Origin of the sequence: Salmonella sp. NW884 (genome assembly GCF_051700745.1) — a bacterium.
GTDB lineage: Bacteria > Pseudomonadota > Gammaproteobacteria > Enterobacterales > Enterobacteriaceae > Salmonella > Salmonella enterica.
The window spans coordinates 489,287-504,029 of the sequence record NZ_JAMMDE010000003.1 but is presented as its reverse complement, the minus strand read 5'-3'; the positions used below and the strand labels follow the sequence as shown (position 1 = coordinate 504,029).

General features: G+C 40.3%; 15 protein-coding genes. 1 reads left to right on the top strand and 14 read right to left on the bottom strand.

Annotated elements, in window-relative coordinates; all coding sequences use genetic code 11:
- Positions 1–112 precede the first annotated feature (112 nt).
- Positions 113–1,159 carry an AbrB family transcriptional regulator gene (locus tag NA197_RS10510; protein ID WP_001122054.1) on the top strand — a complete coding sequence of 349 codons (1,047 nt, stop codon included), beginning with the start codon at positions 113–115 and terminating at the stop codon, positions 1,157–1,159.
- A gap of 54 nt (positions 1,160–1,213) precedes the next feature.
- On the opposite strand, the gene nei is transcribed toward NA197_RS10510, so the two are convergent.
- The 14 genes from nei to NA197_RS10440 form a co-directional block, all read right to left on the bottom strand.
- The gene (gene nei, locus NA197_RS10505; RefSeq protein WP_001113967.1) at positions 1,214–2,005 is read right to left on the bottom strand and encodes an endonuclease VIII; all 792 of its coding nucleotides are present in this window, start codon (positions 2,003–2,005) and stop codon (positions 1,214–1,216) included.
- A 33-nt stretch (positions 2,006–2,038) separates the two neighbouring features.
- A complete protein-coding gene (locus tag NA197_RS10500; protein WP_001145918.1) occupies positions 2,039–2,191 on the bottom strand; it encodes a hypothetical protein in 153 nt (50 codons plus the stop codon).
- Between the two features lie 67 nt (positions 2,192–2,258).
- Positions 2,259–4,154, bottom strand: coding sequence for an HAD family hydrolase (locus NA197_RS10495; protein ID WP_077950681.1), 1,896 nt, complete (start codon positions 4,152–4,154; stop codon positions 2,259–2,261).
- 57 nt (positions 4,155–4,211) lie between these two features.
- Entirely contained in the window at positions 4,212–5,045 is an 834-nt protein-coding gene (locus NA197_RS10490) for a glycosyltransferase family A protein (protein ID WP_064043594.1), read from the bottom strand.
- Positions 5,046–5,237: 192 nt separating this feature from the next.
- Positions 5,238–7,016, bottom strand: coding sequence for a glycosyltransferase (locus tag NA197_RS10485; protein ID WP_371062090.1), 1,779 nt, complete (start codon positions 7,014–7,016; stop codon positions 5,238–5,240).
- 93 nt (positions 7,017–7,109) lie between these two features.
- Positions 7,110–7,820, bottom strand: a complete 711-nt coding sequence (locus NA197_RS10480; RefSeq protein WP_000702849.1) for an ABC transporter ATP-binding protein — start codon at positions 7,818–7,820, stop codon at positions 7,110–7,112.
- Between the two features lie 3 nt (positions 7,821–7,823).
- Positions 7,824–8,594 (bottom strand): ABC transporter permease, encoded by a 771-nt coding sequence (locus NA197_RS10475; protein WP_064043595.1) that lies wholly within the window; start codon positions 8,592–8,594, stop codon positions 7,824–7,826.
- A 128-nt stretch (positions 8,595–8,722) separates the two neighbouring features.
- Positions 8,723–9,856, bottom strand: coding sequence for a glycosyltransferase family 4 protein (locus tag NA197_RS10470; RefSeq protein ID WP_000824901.1), 1,134 nt, complete (start codon positions 9,854–9,856; stop codon positions 8,723–8,725).
- Between the two features lie 12 nt (positions 9,857–9,868).
- The gene (locus tag NA197_RS10465; protein ID WP_000973916.1) at positions 9,869–10,765 is read right to left on the bottom strand and encodes a glycosyltransferase; all 897 of its coding nucleotides are present in this window, start codon (positions 10,763–10,765) and stop codon (positions 9,869–9,871) included.
- Positions 10,762–11,913 (bottom strand): UDP-galactopyranose mutase, encoded by a 1,152-nt coding sequence (gene glf / locus NA197_RS10460; RefSeq protein WP_001652020.1) that lies wholly within the window; start codon positions 11,911–11,913, stop codon positions 10,762–10,764. Before glf ends, NA197_RS10465 begins: the two co-directional genes overlap by 4 nt.
- A 285-nt stretch (positions 11,914–12,198) precedes the next feature.
- Complete coding sequence (locus NA197_RS10455; protein ID WP_001194237.1) at positions 12,199–12,939, bottom strand: hypothetical protein; 741 nt, start codon at positions 12,937–12,939, stop codon at positions 12,199–12,201.
- A gap of 1 nt (position 12,940) precedes the next feature.
- Positions 12,941–13,276, bottom strand: a complete 336-nt coding sequence (locus NA197_RS10450; protein WP_001182680.1) for a hypothetical protein — start codon at positions 13,274–13,276, stop codon at positions 12,941–12,943.
- A gap of 459 nt (positions 13,277–13,735) precedes the next feature.
- Positions 13,736–14,302 (bottom strand): tyrosine-type DNA invertase, encoded by a 567-nt coding sequence (locus tag NA197_RS10445; protein ID WP_000824704.1) that lies wholly within the window; start codon positions 14,300–14,302, stop codon positions 13,736–13,738.
- 59 nt (positions 14,303–14,361) lie between these two features.
- Complete coding sequence (locus NA197_RS10440; protein WP_001521652.1) at positions 14,362–14,493, bottom strand: hypothetical protein; 132 nt, start codon at positions 14,491–14,493, stop codon at positions 14,362–14,364.
- Positions 14,494–14,743 lie beyond the last annotated feature (250 nt).

The window sequence follows — 14,743 nt, the reverse complement described above, 5'->3', positions numbered from 1 at the left end:
CCTCGCCATCCGGTACATTTTCCCTTTTTTCTTATCCTCATTATTTTATTCTTACCCCGTTACTCTCTATGATTAATTAAGGTTTCGCTAAATATCATTCAGGGAGCATGGAATGCCGATTCTGCAGTGGTTTTTGTTGTTCCTGTTATCGCTGCTCATTTCCCTTATTTTTCTCTATCTGCACCTTCCGGCGGCGATGCTGCTCGGTCCAATGATTGCGGGTATCGTGTTGAGTTTGCGAGGTAGTACGCTACAACTTCCGCGCGGTATTTTTCTCGCCGCGCAGGCAATTCTCGGCTGTATGATCGCCCAAAATCTAACCGGTTCGATATTGACCACCCTCGCCCTCTACTGGCCGGTCGTGCTTTTAGTGTTGCTGGTGACGCTGCTTTCCAGCGCGATAGTCGGCTGGCTGCTGGTACGCTACAGCTCGCTGCCCGGCAACACCGGCGCATGGGGGTCTTCGCCGGGCGGCGCGGCGGCAATGGTAGCGATGGCGCAAGATTACGGGGCGGATATCCGCCTGGTGGCGTTTATGCAGTATCTACGGGTACTGTTTGTGGCTGGCGCGGCGGTGCTGGTGACACGCCTGATACTCGGCGACAGCGCGGCAGCGGTCAGCCAACAGGTGATCTGGTTTCCGCCGCTTAGCGGTAATTTATTGACGACGCTGTTATTAGCGATCGTGGCGGGCATTGCCGGTCGCCTGATGCGTATCCCTTCCGGCACGATGCTGCTCCCCATGTTGGCAGGCGCGCTTCTCCATTCGCAAGGCATCATTGAGATTGAATTACCCGAATGGCTGCTGGCCGTGGCGTATATGGCGATAGGCTGGCGTATTGGGCTGGGTTTTGACAGACAGGTGTTTTTTATGGCGCTGCGGCCATTGCCGCAAATCTTATTGTCAATTTTCGCGCTGATGGCGATTTGCGCCGCGATGGCGTGGGGAATGGCTTACTACATGCAGATTGATTTTATGACGGCTTATCTCGCCACCAGTCCCGGTGGTCTGGATACGGTTGCCGCGATCGCGGCAGGAAGCAGTGCCGATATGGCGCTCATCATGGCAATGCAAACCCTACGGCTGTTCAGCATTCTGTTAACTGGGCCAGCAGTGGCCCGTTTTATATCAACCTATGCGCCCAGACAACCTTTGTAGGGCTGATAAGCGTCGCGCCATCAGACAATAGCCGCTCGCCGATGGCGGTTCCGGCTATTTCTGGCAATGCGGGCACCAGTAAAACGGGCGTGAGGACAGTGTTGTCTTTTCAATAATGCCGCCACACCGCTCGCACGCTTCGCCGTCACGGTGGAAAACCTTAAAGCGAAACAGTGCGCCATGATGCTTGTTTTCATCCGCCTGACCGCGAGTCGTGTAGGACAGGCGCGGAATATCCAACAGCGCGTGAGAAAGCGCATTCAGTTGCGCCTCGTTGAGATCTTTCGCTTTATGCTGTCCGGTTAACCCTACCTGCCAGAGGATTTCAACGCGCAGATAATTCCCCAATCCCGCCAGAAAGGCCTGATCCAGCAACAGTCCGGAAAATTGTCGGTTGCGAAAACGCGGCGACAGCAATCGAGCTTTAACCTCTTCCGGAGTGAGACGCGCGTCCAGCACATCCGGACCGACTCGCTGTAAAAAGGGGTGCGTCGTGAGCTGCTCTGCTGTCAGCATTTCGATATCAGACGCGCTATAAAGCAGAATAGTTTTATCCGCCGTTTGTAGCCTGACGCGCAATATACGCGTGGTCTGCGGTATTTCACCAGTATCGATCACCCGCCATACGCCATAGAGTTGGTTGTGGCTGTAGAGCGTCAGGCCATTTGAAAAGTGGGTCAATAACGCTTTTCCCCGCGTCTCTATCCGGGTAACAAGTTGACCGGTAAGCTGCGATTCATACGGTTTTAACTGTGCAAAGGCAAACCAGACATCGGTTAAGGGTTTGCCTTTGATTGCCGCCTCCAGATTATCCGCCGCACGACGAATTTCCGGGCCTTCAGGCATGATAATATCCTTTGTTAACAGTTGATTAATGGACTACACCGCCTCTGACTGTCTGGAATGCACATCGAACGCCATAATGAACATCCACAGCGGATGGACAAACAGGCGGTGGTATCCAGTGATAATAACATTATCGCAGCACGAGACCACTTCCCCGTCAGGGTTAACATGATCGCGCCAGGGCATAATCGACTCAGCCCTTGTCGGGCGAGCGCCCAATAATGATTGTCTGCCTACCGGAATTAAATGACGCTTAGTTATATTTTGCCCAAAATTTTTTTCTGTTGATCCTTTTAAAGCCTTCTTTCCAATAACTGGCATTCAACTCTTTGATATAATTTTCTCCGGGAAAAAGTTTATCCTTTAAAGGCAGTTTCTTGGCTAGCACGATTCTTTCTGCGTTAGATCCCGCGGACTCTGAATGTGTGAGGGAAGATAAGGCGTCCAGTTGAGCGCTTGAGGGTCTGGCTATCAATTCAAAAAAAGGTTCTGACAATACAACACTACTAAGTGCTGCATAATTTCCTTTTTGTATGAGCGGTTTGACGTACTCAAAAAAAGAAATAATCCCTGATTGCAATCTTGCCGCTTTTTTTAAATACTCAATTTCAGAACCACTGCTATCTTCACGTACAGGAATTATTCCATTATCCGTTTTTTTATAGCCAATTGTTGACCCAGTATTATCAGCCATAGCGAACTCCATTATTTCCACCCCTCCTGATAAGAAAAGTTCACACTTATCGTTGGGATGGCCATAGTTGGTTAGCCAACCAAACATCTTATTATAAATAGATCGGTTATCATTGGCGCCAGAAAAAGTTGCCAAATAAAACCCATGAATTTGTTTTTCTGCCCATTGCGCACCTAAAGAACGAGCAAATACTGATTGAATATTACCCATCCATCCTACATCGATAAGTGCTATATTTTTAAAACCTTCACAGGCCGTTTTAAAGTAATCAGCGTAAACTTCCCTGTGCTGAGTATTTTTTAATAAAATATATGGAAATAATTTATTTATAAGCCAGTGAACCTTATGTTCCTCTCCTGAAACAGGAATATACTCCTCGTCAGGAAAACCAACATGATGTATATCTGAAATATGCTCACTCGCATCTAACCCCGCGATAGCAAGTATCTTTTTAATACTTTTCTTATTCTTACCACCAAAAAGATGCCAAATCCTGTGCATCGGCCAATCAGTCATCCCCACCATATAAGCTGATGCGCGGGATATATATAAATATTCACATTTTACATGTTCTTCTGAAAAGTATTCATTATAAATTTTATAGATTAAGTGAGCATCGCGTGCTAAAAAAAGCGCTTTATCAATTTTATGAATCTTTAACTGATTCGCTAACCAGGATACATAACCTAATAATAACGGACCAAATACTTTAAATCCTATCTCGTTTAAAGGATCATTTTGATGGAAAGCAGAAACTTGTTTAAGTAATAAAGCCTTACAAATAGATTCACCAATAATATCTTTAGCTTTCCAATGATTAGATATCCCATGATTATACTCTGACCAATCAGCATGGAGAGTATTTATGCCGAGTTTTTTAGCATTCAGTATATCAGCATGAACATTGTCGCCAACATGTATCCACGATGCAATATCTACATTTTCATTTTTCTTGACTATTGAAAATAATTTACCACTATTTTTAGAGTACCGCTCTTCGCCAGATGAATAAACTGGAATGTTACTGATATCATAGCCACATGATGTTAACAACTCCTTTAATATTGCTGATGGAAGGTACATATCACTAATTAAAATGACTTTGCAACCATCACTAATAGCCTTTTCAAACAAACAGCTTCCACGCGCATTTTTATATAAAACAATCTTCTCCATTTGTATTTCCAGATCGATTATCTTTTTTACTGTCGCTGGTGAAAGCTGCGGATGCTTTTTTAAAATTTCATCGTATATTTCAGATATAAGTATTTCCGGCTCGCCGCCAAAACGCCTGACCCTATTCTCTCTGGCACTTACTTCCGCCTGAACTCTTATCTCTGGGAAATTATCAATAATACCAATCTCGTACGCTGATATAAAAAATTTCTCAGTTGCTAAAGTTGATTGCATTAATGAAAACAAATCTCTGGGACGGTAAATCCTCCGGCTAACCAATGTATCAAAGATATCAAAGCTTACGGTCTTGTATTTTTTAAATTTCATATCCATATTTTATTTAATCTTATTTTCAATATAAGAAATTTTATGAAAAAGACTATTGTTAGCAATATTTGAAAGTAACACATTGAGCAATGATGAGCCATCAATACTTCTCATCATTTTATTTTCTGCAATTTTGCATTCTATATCAAATAACTCATTGTTAATTACGGTATAATTGCCAAATTCAAAGTCATCATTTTCTCTGAAATGATAAAATGCCAGTGCTTCAGGTAAGATCCAAACATCATTTCCTGCTAGGTAATGAATAAAAAAAGGCCAGAAAAATGCAGGAGAGGATAATTTATGACTTTCAATCACATCGATAACAGAATTTCTATCGAATAAACACGAGGAAAGTGGAATAGAATTCCTGTAATAAATAACATCAAAACTAACAGGGCCAGCATTTAAATAGTGGTTCCATGGTTGCGTTGAATTTATAATTATTCTATTATTTTCCGCAATCTCAGCAACTTTATTTGTATGGCATGCTATTGCATTTACAGATGAATACGTTGACTGTATATTCGCCAAAACACTGAGTAGCCTTGACACATATTCAGGGGCCCAGGAATCGTCATCATCCATAAAGCATAAATAATTAGATTCAGACATCTTAATAGCATTAAAGATACAGTTTTCGTCGTAGATAACACTATATATATTTGACAGTTCTTTCAGATAAAAATCATCCACATTGTGACATTTCAATTCTTCCTCCATGCAGAAAATGATGATATTTATTTTTTTGAACGTCTGGTCATTAATGGATTGCAAGGCCCGCATTAATAGACGAGTACGCCCAGGTTTATGTCGGACAATAACTAAAAGACTCTTTTCCATATTCTGATTTCGCGTTTTACGGTATATATAAAAATTAACACCCTATGAATGAATGCTGACATTGGGTAAGGATTATAATATTTTATTAGACTGACACCAGATAAGGTGTAGCAACAGAACCATACCTAAGATTATCATAGTCATATAATTAAAAAATCGGTATAATTCTCATCAACACCACTTACATCATGTTTAATATTTATCTTCAGATTTTTTATTGAATTTTTTATACCAAAAGAGCTTTGAGGTAAGATAGGGCAAACTATTTTTCATCTCTTTTTTTGCAGATTTAAACCGATAAAAATTTTTGACTGCCGTAAACAAACCATTAATAATAACTTTAAAAAACTCCATTTTTGAGTGGGTAAGTTTTAATAATTTGCCATTTTCTATATTTAAATGATAGATAGTAATTCTCCGGAATGAAAACTTATTAGGGTGATAATGACGATAATCAACCACGATTGGTTTTTTAATTAAAAAGAAAGCTGGAATTAAGTGTCCATTAAGGGTTATGCATCTAAAAAATTTGTAGATGGCTTTTTCTTTACCAGAACATGGGTAATCAACACAACCATTAACAATATCAATACCTTCTACATTGAATTTTTCATTATGAGTTATTGCATTAATTCTTTTTCTTATCTCCAGAAGATCTACATTATCTTCCCAAAACTCCCGTCCAGAAAGACAATCGTTATATGACATAATCATTGCTCTGGCAAGTTCATAGCGGCATGAAAAACTCGCAAGAAAGACTTCCCGCACAAAGAAAACACTTAACAGTAGTGCAGCAAACTTTCTTTTACTAATTAATGCAGGTACAGCAACAGTCCTGAAGTTCAAATAGCTATTTAGAACCGATATTTTTCTTTCAAAATCCATTTGCCACGAAGCCACACCATTAAGTGTGACAATATTATGTTTTTTATGCATATATCCAAATAGCAGGTCATCACCACGAACAAAGAAAGGAAATGAGTAATATTCAATAGCGTTAATATTAAAGGCAAAAAACCACCATCCACCGTAGCCTATTTTTCTTTCATTATCAAAAGTATCTAAAGAATCTATTTCCCGAGCATCCAGATAATGTTTATCCGGGTAATGTAAAAAATCTCTATGCCATATGGCACCAGATTCATGTATGATTGCCGGGTTATCTTCAAAAAGCATACAGCCAGTAACAACTGTATTTTTGTCTTTAGCCATCAGTAAAAAAGCATGAGTTCGACAAATCGATTCAATTTCACATGAGCCGTCGTCATCCATAAATATGACATGTTTGACATCGTTGATTTTCCCTGCCTCTATCAAACCTCTCATAAACCCGCCTGACCCACCGAGGTTTTCATTATTGATAACTATAATGCCGTTTCCTGACGGGTGATTAATCGCCTCGCCATTATTAACGACAATCAATTTAAAACGATCTTTAAATTCGCTCTGGGTTAAGAGTGTTTTATTAATTCTATTGATTGTTTTAGTAACAGCTTCTTTTCTATTATAAGTTGTTATAACTAAAGCCATAGATGATTTACTAACATGATCTTTAGTCAGAAATTCAAATCCATTTAAAACAGAGTCTTCGTCTGATTGCCACTCCACATAGATATATCCAAAATTTATTTTTGATATATCAATCTCAATCTCATCACTAATATTACATGACGATTTAAAATCAATTTGCTTTAATACTCTAATGACACCATTCTCTTTATGCCTTACAGTTATAGTTCCGCGACCAATTATATTAACCCGCAAAAAAAGTGATGTTAAGGTTGTATATTTTTTCCATTTCTTAATTGAGAATGCATTAAAAAAAGTATCAAAATATGCAACCTTATGACGCGGAACAAGTAAGTTACGTGAGGTATAGTTATACTTCCCGCCCTGAGTTCTGAAATAAAGCTGCTCTTCCGTGCATAGATCAATGTTTGGTAAAATTACTTTTTGAAGTAAAAAATACATAACGAACCTATAAATTTATATTATCTGGGGTAACGCTATTATAAAATAGTAAATTTCTCACCGCGTAGTGATATAAATACTGCAATAAGAATATTAAAATCCGCCTTTGCTAACTATCTCACCGTGCTCAAGCCTGATGAACTTATTACATACAGATTTAGCCAGTTCATCATCGTGAGTGGCCATTACCATAATGCCCGCTTTAGAGATAAAGCTATTTAATCTCATCTCTGCTTTTCTTTTAAAATCACTATCACCCACGCTCATCCATTCATCCATCAGTAAAATTTCAGGATTAATTGCAGTAGAAATAGAAAAACCAAGCCTCAGAACCATACCACTAGAATACGTTCTAACGGGGATTTTAATAAAATCACCTAACTCGCTGAACTCGATGACATCTTCTGTAATATTTTTTATTTCATTTTTTGACAGACCGAGAAATAGTCCCCTCAGTTTTATATTTTCCAGGCCGGTAAGCTCACCATCCATTCCCATCATGGGATCAATGAGGCTGGTGACTCGACCAATACATTCATACTTCCCTGAAGTTGGTTTATAGGCCCCTGCAAGTACTCTCAGAAGAGTTGTTTTGCCCGAACCATTGTGTCCGATAAGCGCAAGACGGTTACCTTCGGTAAGCGTAAAATCAATTTTTTTTAATGCCTCTACTTCAATAATCCCGGTATTCGATGAGCCAATTCGTCCACCTGAAGCAGCCTGTAGAAAAGTTTTTTTAAATGAACGGTGGCTGGAGTTAAATATAGGGAGTATTACGCCAACGTTTTTGCAAGAGATTTTCATTAATTATAACCAGTATACGATTCTTGAGCGATATTTAGTCAACACTAAGGTTGAGACCATCAACATAATAATAGAGGTTATTATTGTGTAAAACCATATAGTTACATCTGGTACAGTTCCCATTAATGGTTTCCTGAGCATCTCCATAAAGTAATAAAAAATATTATAATCAACAAATTCCTTTCTTCCCTTTAGTAATTGTTCCGATGTCCAAATGATGGGAGTTATAAAAAAACACAACGTTACCACACTTTGAACAACCGGTCCCATATCACGATATCTTGTGCAAAAAATGGCGAGAATCATACCTGTAGAAATTAATGAGATGGATGTTATTACAATTGCAGGTATAAAAAGGAGAATATCAAGATTTACCGATGTATTGGTAAAAAAAATCACGAAAGGTATAATGATAAAATTATGCAACATAATCATAAACTGCCGATAGAAAACACGTAATATATATAAATATAGCGGAAGGTCAGATTGTTTAATAATTGATGCGGACTCATTAAATATTCCGCATGACTCATTAATAGTTGCTGATAGAAAGGCCCAAAAGATCATACCTAAAGTAAGATGCATGATAAAATTTTCGGAACCAGAACTGAACAGCGAACCGTAAAGAGGTCCCATCGCTGATATGGTGACCCCCATCGAAATCGTTATCCAAAAAGGCCCTAACACCGATCGCCGGTATCGTCCCAGGACATCATTCCAACCTAGCGAAATCCAAAGTTGGTGCCTGGCCAGAGCTTCTTTCAAATCATTCATTGTTTCCGTGTCACCTTTACCTGAAGAACTTATTCTTTAACGATATGAAAATATAACTTATTTATTTTCTATAATATTTACATACTATTTATCTAAACACTGACCTACTTCATAAGCACTTTATGGTGTTAGCAACCAATAGTGTCTTTATAAATTTGCAATGTCTTATTAATGACTAATATGCTGGAAAACAATTCCTTTACACGTTTTCTTCCATTCGCCCCCATCTCTAAGCGAATCTGTGGATTTTTTAACAAATACTCTAATTCTACCGCTAACTCCTGAGCTGAATTACTTTTCACGATCAACCCATTATAGTTATGAATAATTAAGCTATCACATCCGCCGGTATCATAAGCAATACATGCACGTCCTACAGATGATGCCTCTAATAAAAGCCGTGGTACTCCTTCCGGATAAATAGATGGTAATGCAACGATATTCGATTTCTGAATAAGCTCATATACATTCGAAGAGCGTCCCAGCCAGTTAATTAGTCCTTCATTATGCCAGTGATGAATGAGCTCCAAAGGGATAGCATCTTTATCGTCCTCGGCCAATATACCTGCAACATTTAAAACAAAATGAATATTTTTTTGTCTGAGGATCTTTTTTGCTTCAATGAGATCGCCAAGACCTTTACTCCATAACATTCGGCTTGCAAAAAGGACTATCGGTATCTCATGTTTTTTCTCTATAGAGAATTTATAAATATCCGGGTTAATTCCAGCACCTTCGATAACGATAGTTTTATGATAATCAATACCTACTAAACGCGATATTTTTCGTCGATCTTTATCATGTTCAAAAATAAAAACACCACGCTTATTACCGGCAATATATTTGTAAACCAAAACGGTTAACGCACGCAATATTCTCATTGGCACGGTATTATATAAAAAGATTCGACCAAGTCCGACAAAGCTGATAACAACTGGACTATTACTTCTCCTGGCGCTAACCCCACCAATCAGGCAAGGTTTGAGCGTAATACAATGCAATAAGTCAGGATTAATCTCTTTAATAATTTTCCGAGCGTTAAGGAATGCTCTAAAAAAAACAAACATATTAAATGACTGAGCAACAAGAGACACATTGTGACAAATAAAACCAAGCGTTTTGAATTTTTTTATAATCTCTTCACCAATAAAATGACTTATGATATGAATTTCATAACCCGCATCCCTTGCCGCTATCGCACGTTCTGTCCAATGTAAATCAAAGTACCAGTCTGAATTTACAAAATAACATAACCTTTTCATCTCTTCGTCCTGCTAATGATATTTCCCACTAATACCTTTAAGTCCATGAAGTATTCCCTGCCAGATAAAATATAGATAACGAAATTTCTTACGCTGCCATGGTAATATGGCGAGATATTTAGAGAGGCGTAACACTATAGAAAGAACACTGAATATCCTGGGAACGGGTAAAAGTTTTCTCAGCAGCAACAAATTTCTACAAAGATAATATACTTTCCATTCGGGGCAGATACACTTTCCATGAATAGAGATATCATGAATAAATTTAATTTCTGGGGAGTAACGAATTTTCTGCCCGGACAATACTAGCTTATAACCAAAGAAAAAATCATCATAATAAAGGAAAAGTTCATCATGGATATCGTTAAGATGGTTATTCAATACCTTTCGATCAATAATCATACCAACGAATGACACAGTTTGAACATCAGTAACCTGAGTTCTTACTGGAGAAAACCTCTCTGGGCGCATCGCATAATAAATAGTCTCAAACACCGTAGATGGGACCCTAATGAAAGGCAAATTCATCCGACAAGACCGCCCATAGGTGTCCTGAACTCGCGACGCAAATATACGGTATCTTGAGGTATCTAATAACGAGAAATGCTTTAAAATATTAATTTCCGGGTAAGCATCATCATCATAGAAAAATACCCAATCGGCATTACTATATGAGCATATATATTGACTACCTACTTTAAATCCGCCAGCACCACCAAGATTATCTTTAAGATTAAGTATCGTGATGCCAGGTTCACTTAATGAAGAAAGCCATTCCCTGGTACCGTCGCTTGAGCCATTATTAACGATAACAATAGAGGAAAAACCCGCCTTAACAGTCTCTCGCACACTTTTTTTTAATTTTTCAAGACGGTTAAAAGTTACGATTAGCGCTGTACACTTCATCAAACGGTAACTGTAAAAGCTGGCATTTCTTTTTGTTCATATAGCGACGTTAAGTATACATCCGCCGTCTGTAATGCTTCAGCTATCGTGATGTCCATATCGAGATAACGATAAGTGCCAAGACGACCAATGAAAGTAATATTTTTTTCTTTTTTAGCCCGCGACAGATATTTATTCAGTAAATCCATTTTATCTGCCCTGCGAACAGGATAGTAGGGTATATCACCAGCTTCACATTCCCGACTATATTCTTGATAACATATTGAAGCTTCATGTCTCTCCCACGGAGAAAAATATTTATGCTCAGTAATCCGAGTATAAGGAGTATCTATTGAACAATAATTCATTACTGCGCATCCTTGATAATCACTCTGGCAAATTATTTTTTTAAAGTCTAATGTACGATATTCCAGTCGGCCATATTGACAGGAGTAAAAGGCATCCAGCGCGCCACTAAAAAAAACATGATCATAATCTGTCCGCATTTCCTGAGTGAAGGAGCGACATAGTTCAACAGCGATATTTTCGTGTTCGACAATGGACTTGACCATTTGTGTATAACCAAATTTTGGTATTCCCTGAAACTTATGATTGAAATAGTTATCATCATAATTAAAGCGAACAGGGATACGTTTCAATACAGAAGCGGGTAACGCGGAAGGATGAAGCCCCCATTGTTTAATGGTATAACCTTTAAAAAAGGCTTCATATAACTCTTCACCAATGAAACGCAAGGCCTGTTGCTCAAAATTTTGTGGTTCCAGAATGGTGCTATCACATTTTTGAAGCAGTAATTTCCTGGCATCATCAGGTGAGCAGGCGACACCAAAAAATTGATTGATGGTATGAAGATTGATAGGTAAAGAAAATACCTGACCATTTACTGTGGCCTTAACTTTATTGATATAAGGCATCATCTCAGCGTATTTATTTACATAATCCCATACAGTTTCATTATCAGTATGAAAAATATGAGGACCATAAACGTGCACCATAATACCCGTGTGCTCATCTCGGGCATCATAAGCGTTACCACCGATATGCGAACGTTGATCAATAATATTGACTACATGTCCCTGCTCGGCTAACTGGCGTGCTATTACTGCGCCTGAAAGGCCCGCACCTACAATTAGTATCTTTTTACGTTGCATTATTTTTGTCACTCTGTTCGCAGACACAGATAATATTAGATAGTTTATCCAGAACCATTTTCATTTATATCAGAAGGGTAAAGTGAAATTTACTCAACGCATCCAGATAATTCCACGCTACCGCCACAGCGCGTAAACCCTCGCACTGATTACAGATTCATTAATGTCACACGTTATGCGGTATTTCCGGACAACGATGATTGCCACATTTATTTTGTGAAGATAACTCATTCAGAACGCAACATTATGGGTCTGAATACCGCGCGGCATGATGTAAATATGCTGTCAGCATAAATCCGGTGCGTTACCGGCCCCAGTTTTTACCAACCCACTCTGTTGACTGATGTCCGGGCCGACGTCCGGTATCCTTATTCTTACCGCATCAGATAGCGGTACTCCTGTCGGGATATCCCAGCGTTGTTTCAGCGTCTGCTCCGCGAGCCAGACCTGCCTCACGCCGGTTCCCAGCATACGGGCCGTCATTTCCGGGCTACAGCCTGACAACAGTAATCCCAGCACCCGCCGTCCCTGTTTTGGCAGACGCTCTGACAGTAACCTGACCAGCGTGCGGCTGTTTATCTCCATCACCAGCTCCGGCACGCTCAACGCGCTTTTCATCTCCTCCTCGTAAGGCGATGTCTGTAGTGATGACCATATGGCAAGCTCAGCCATTCTGGCCAGAACCCTTACCGACATGGCGCGTTTAATCAGCCTCAGATGGCGGAAGTAACCTTCCACGCTGACGTCAACCGGTAAAAACGCGTTACTGCTGCAAAAAACCACTGTCCGCGGATAACGCTGAAAAACCTGTTGCCACAGCAGAAGCTGGGTTGATGGCCGTCCGGCGGATATCACCATCGCGCCGGGCCACCGACGCAACCGATCCAGCAGCCCTTCTGGTGTCCTGAGACGAACGCAGTCCTCCACGCAAAGGCCGCCGGTATCCGGAAACTGCGCAGGATTTTCGCCTGACTGACAAAACATAATCAGCCGGAGAGGCGGCAGTACTCTGGTTAACGTCTGCATATCAGTACGTCAGAACCTGATACAGGCTGAACAACGCTGCGACGGTGGAGACCGCCAGCAGGAGCAAAAATATTTTCGCCCCCATACTGTACCGGCACTTACTGGTGCCCCCCCTTCCGGTGGATATTTCCGCATATTCTTGCGTCATCAGATTGTTCTCCTCTGGCCATTGCCGACCCGGCACTGCGCCAGCAACGGCAGCTTCGTGTTGTGGAAACAACATGTCCGCACCCTTTCGTGGACCGGGAGCCATTCCATGTCTGTATGAAAAATGACGTCTGGCCCTATCTAAACACAGCACTCTGACACCCTGTCCGGTTCTGCTTTTCGGCTGCACAGGCCGTCAGTCCCCCTGGTAGTAAATGCTCCTGCCGCAGGGTAATTCTGCCCTGTGCGGAGTACAAAATGACAAATAGAAAACACAGTAATCTATTGATTTATATGTTGATTATGTAAATCAGCTTTCCCTGAACAGATTTCTCTGTGATTTAACAATATGATTCAAAAAGTAAAATAAAGGATTTAATTCTTTGATATGATAATTAATCAGCATTAAATATTATTTAATACATTTTTTTAACACTTAAAATTAACATTTTGTGCAGGCAGGACAAAAATGGATACAGCATAGTGCTGGTTGGACCAGGTGAATTTTCCCTTAGTTTTTTTATTGTTATATGGATAACTCCTTAATAAGCAAGAGATTACGATTGCATGACTCTTGTGTGGAAGGGGTAAATCTGAGAGGATGATGAAAGCGCGAAGCGGACTTAACTTTTTGAATCAGAACGTACGGTTATACTCGACGTTTTTTTCGCCATATTCCATGAAAACGCCCGGCGTTACTTGCGGTGTATCTTACGGTGTGCTGGATATTCCTGTGCCCCAGATAGTCCTGTATGAGTCGTGTATCAATCCCTTTATCAGCAAGGGCGTAGCCGCAGGCATGTCGCAGCATATGAGGATGTGGCGCTATCGTTAATTCGGCCAACCGCCCTGCCTCACGAAGTATGTAAAAAAATTGTTGCCTGCTGAGCGGATGCCGTCGTAGCGACAGGAACAGCCAGTCTCCGTCAGCCCCTTTCTCAAGATACTTCCTGGCCCTGAGCCAGCTTTTCAGTACGTTATACTCATCGGGAAGGAGGGGGTGACACGTTGAAAAGCCATTTTTGAGGCGCCGGATATAAAGCTGTCTTCCTGCAAGATCAATATCCGACAAGCGCAGCCCCAGCAGCTCACTGGCCCGGAAGCCGTGAATAAACGCCATCAGGATTAAGCAGCGGTTTCTTTCCGGGAAGGGCATTCTGTCGGTCGCTGACAGCAGTTTTTCAATCTCTTCTTGCGTAAGATATTTTCTTTTCACAAAACAAATCCATCATAACAAAATGAGTAATATACTAAAAAATCACTGATCAGATGAGTTTAATTTTCGCTAAAAAAGTTGCTATGCGTAAACAGCTTAAAATCCATATAGCTGGCAATCTGGCACGCTATCCATGACGTGATAGTGAAACAGCGAATCAATCTGGCTTCAATCTCCTGATAAGTCGTCATGATGAGGAATATAAATGCTAAAAATGAGGCTATCGTGAGGTAAATCAATCAGAAAGGGGTAATAAAGAGTCAGGTAGTTTACCCGCCCCGGAGGTTTGATTAGATGGCGATAGCTAACAATATCATAATGATTTTCAAAAACTCTGCTGCTAACAGCAATAAGCTCATCATACTGGCTATTACAGCATCACTTGGTTATTTTTAAAATAATATATTATAAGGGGATTTATATAGTATTGAATAAATCCCT

Coding starts and splice junctions, on each gene's coding strand:
- NA197_RS10475 (WP_064043595.1), bottom strand. CDS start 8,594: ATGAATGATTTGAAAGAAGCTCTGGCCAGGCACCAACTTTGGATTTCG.
- nei (WP_001113967.1), bottom strand. CDS start 2,005: ATGCCTGAAGGCCCGGAAATTCGTCGTGCGGCGGATAATCTGGAGGCG.
- NA197_RS10510 (WP_001122054.1), top strand. CDS start 113: ATGCCGATTCTGCAGTGGTTTTTGTTGTTCCTGTTATCGCTGCTCATT.
- NA197_RS10485 (WP_371062090.1), bottom strand. CDS start 7,016: ATGTATTTTTTACTTCAAAAAGTAATTTTACCAAACATTGATCTATGC.
- NA197_RS10490 (WP_064043594.1), bottom strand. CDS start 5,045: ATGGAAAAGAGTCTTTTAGTTATTGTCCGACATAAACCTGGGCGTACT.
- glf (WP_001652020.1), bottom strand. CDS start 11,913: ATGCAACGTAAAAAGATACTAATTGTAGGTGCGGGCCTTTCAGGCGCA.
- NA197_RS10480 (WP_000702849.1), bottom strand. CDS start 7,820: ATGAAAATCTCTTGCAAAAACGTTGGCGTAATACTCCCTATATTTAAC.
- NA197_RS10470 (WP_000824901.1), bottom strand. CDS start 9,856: ATGAAAAGGTTATGTTATTTTGTAAATTCAGACTGGTACTTTGATTTA.
- NA197_RS10440 (WP_001521652.1), bottom strand. CDS start 14,493: ATGACGACTTATCAGGAGATTGAAGCCAGATTGATTCGCTGTTTCACT.
- NA197_RS10500 (WP_001145918.1), bottom strand. CDS start 2,191: ATGCCCTGGCGCGATCATGTTAACCCTGACGGGGAAGTGGTCTCGTGC.
- NA197_RS10455 (WP_001194237.1), bottom strand. CDS start 12,939: ATGCAGACGTTAACCAGAGTACTGCCGCCTCTCCGGCTGATTATGTTT.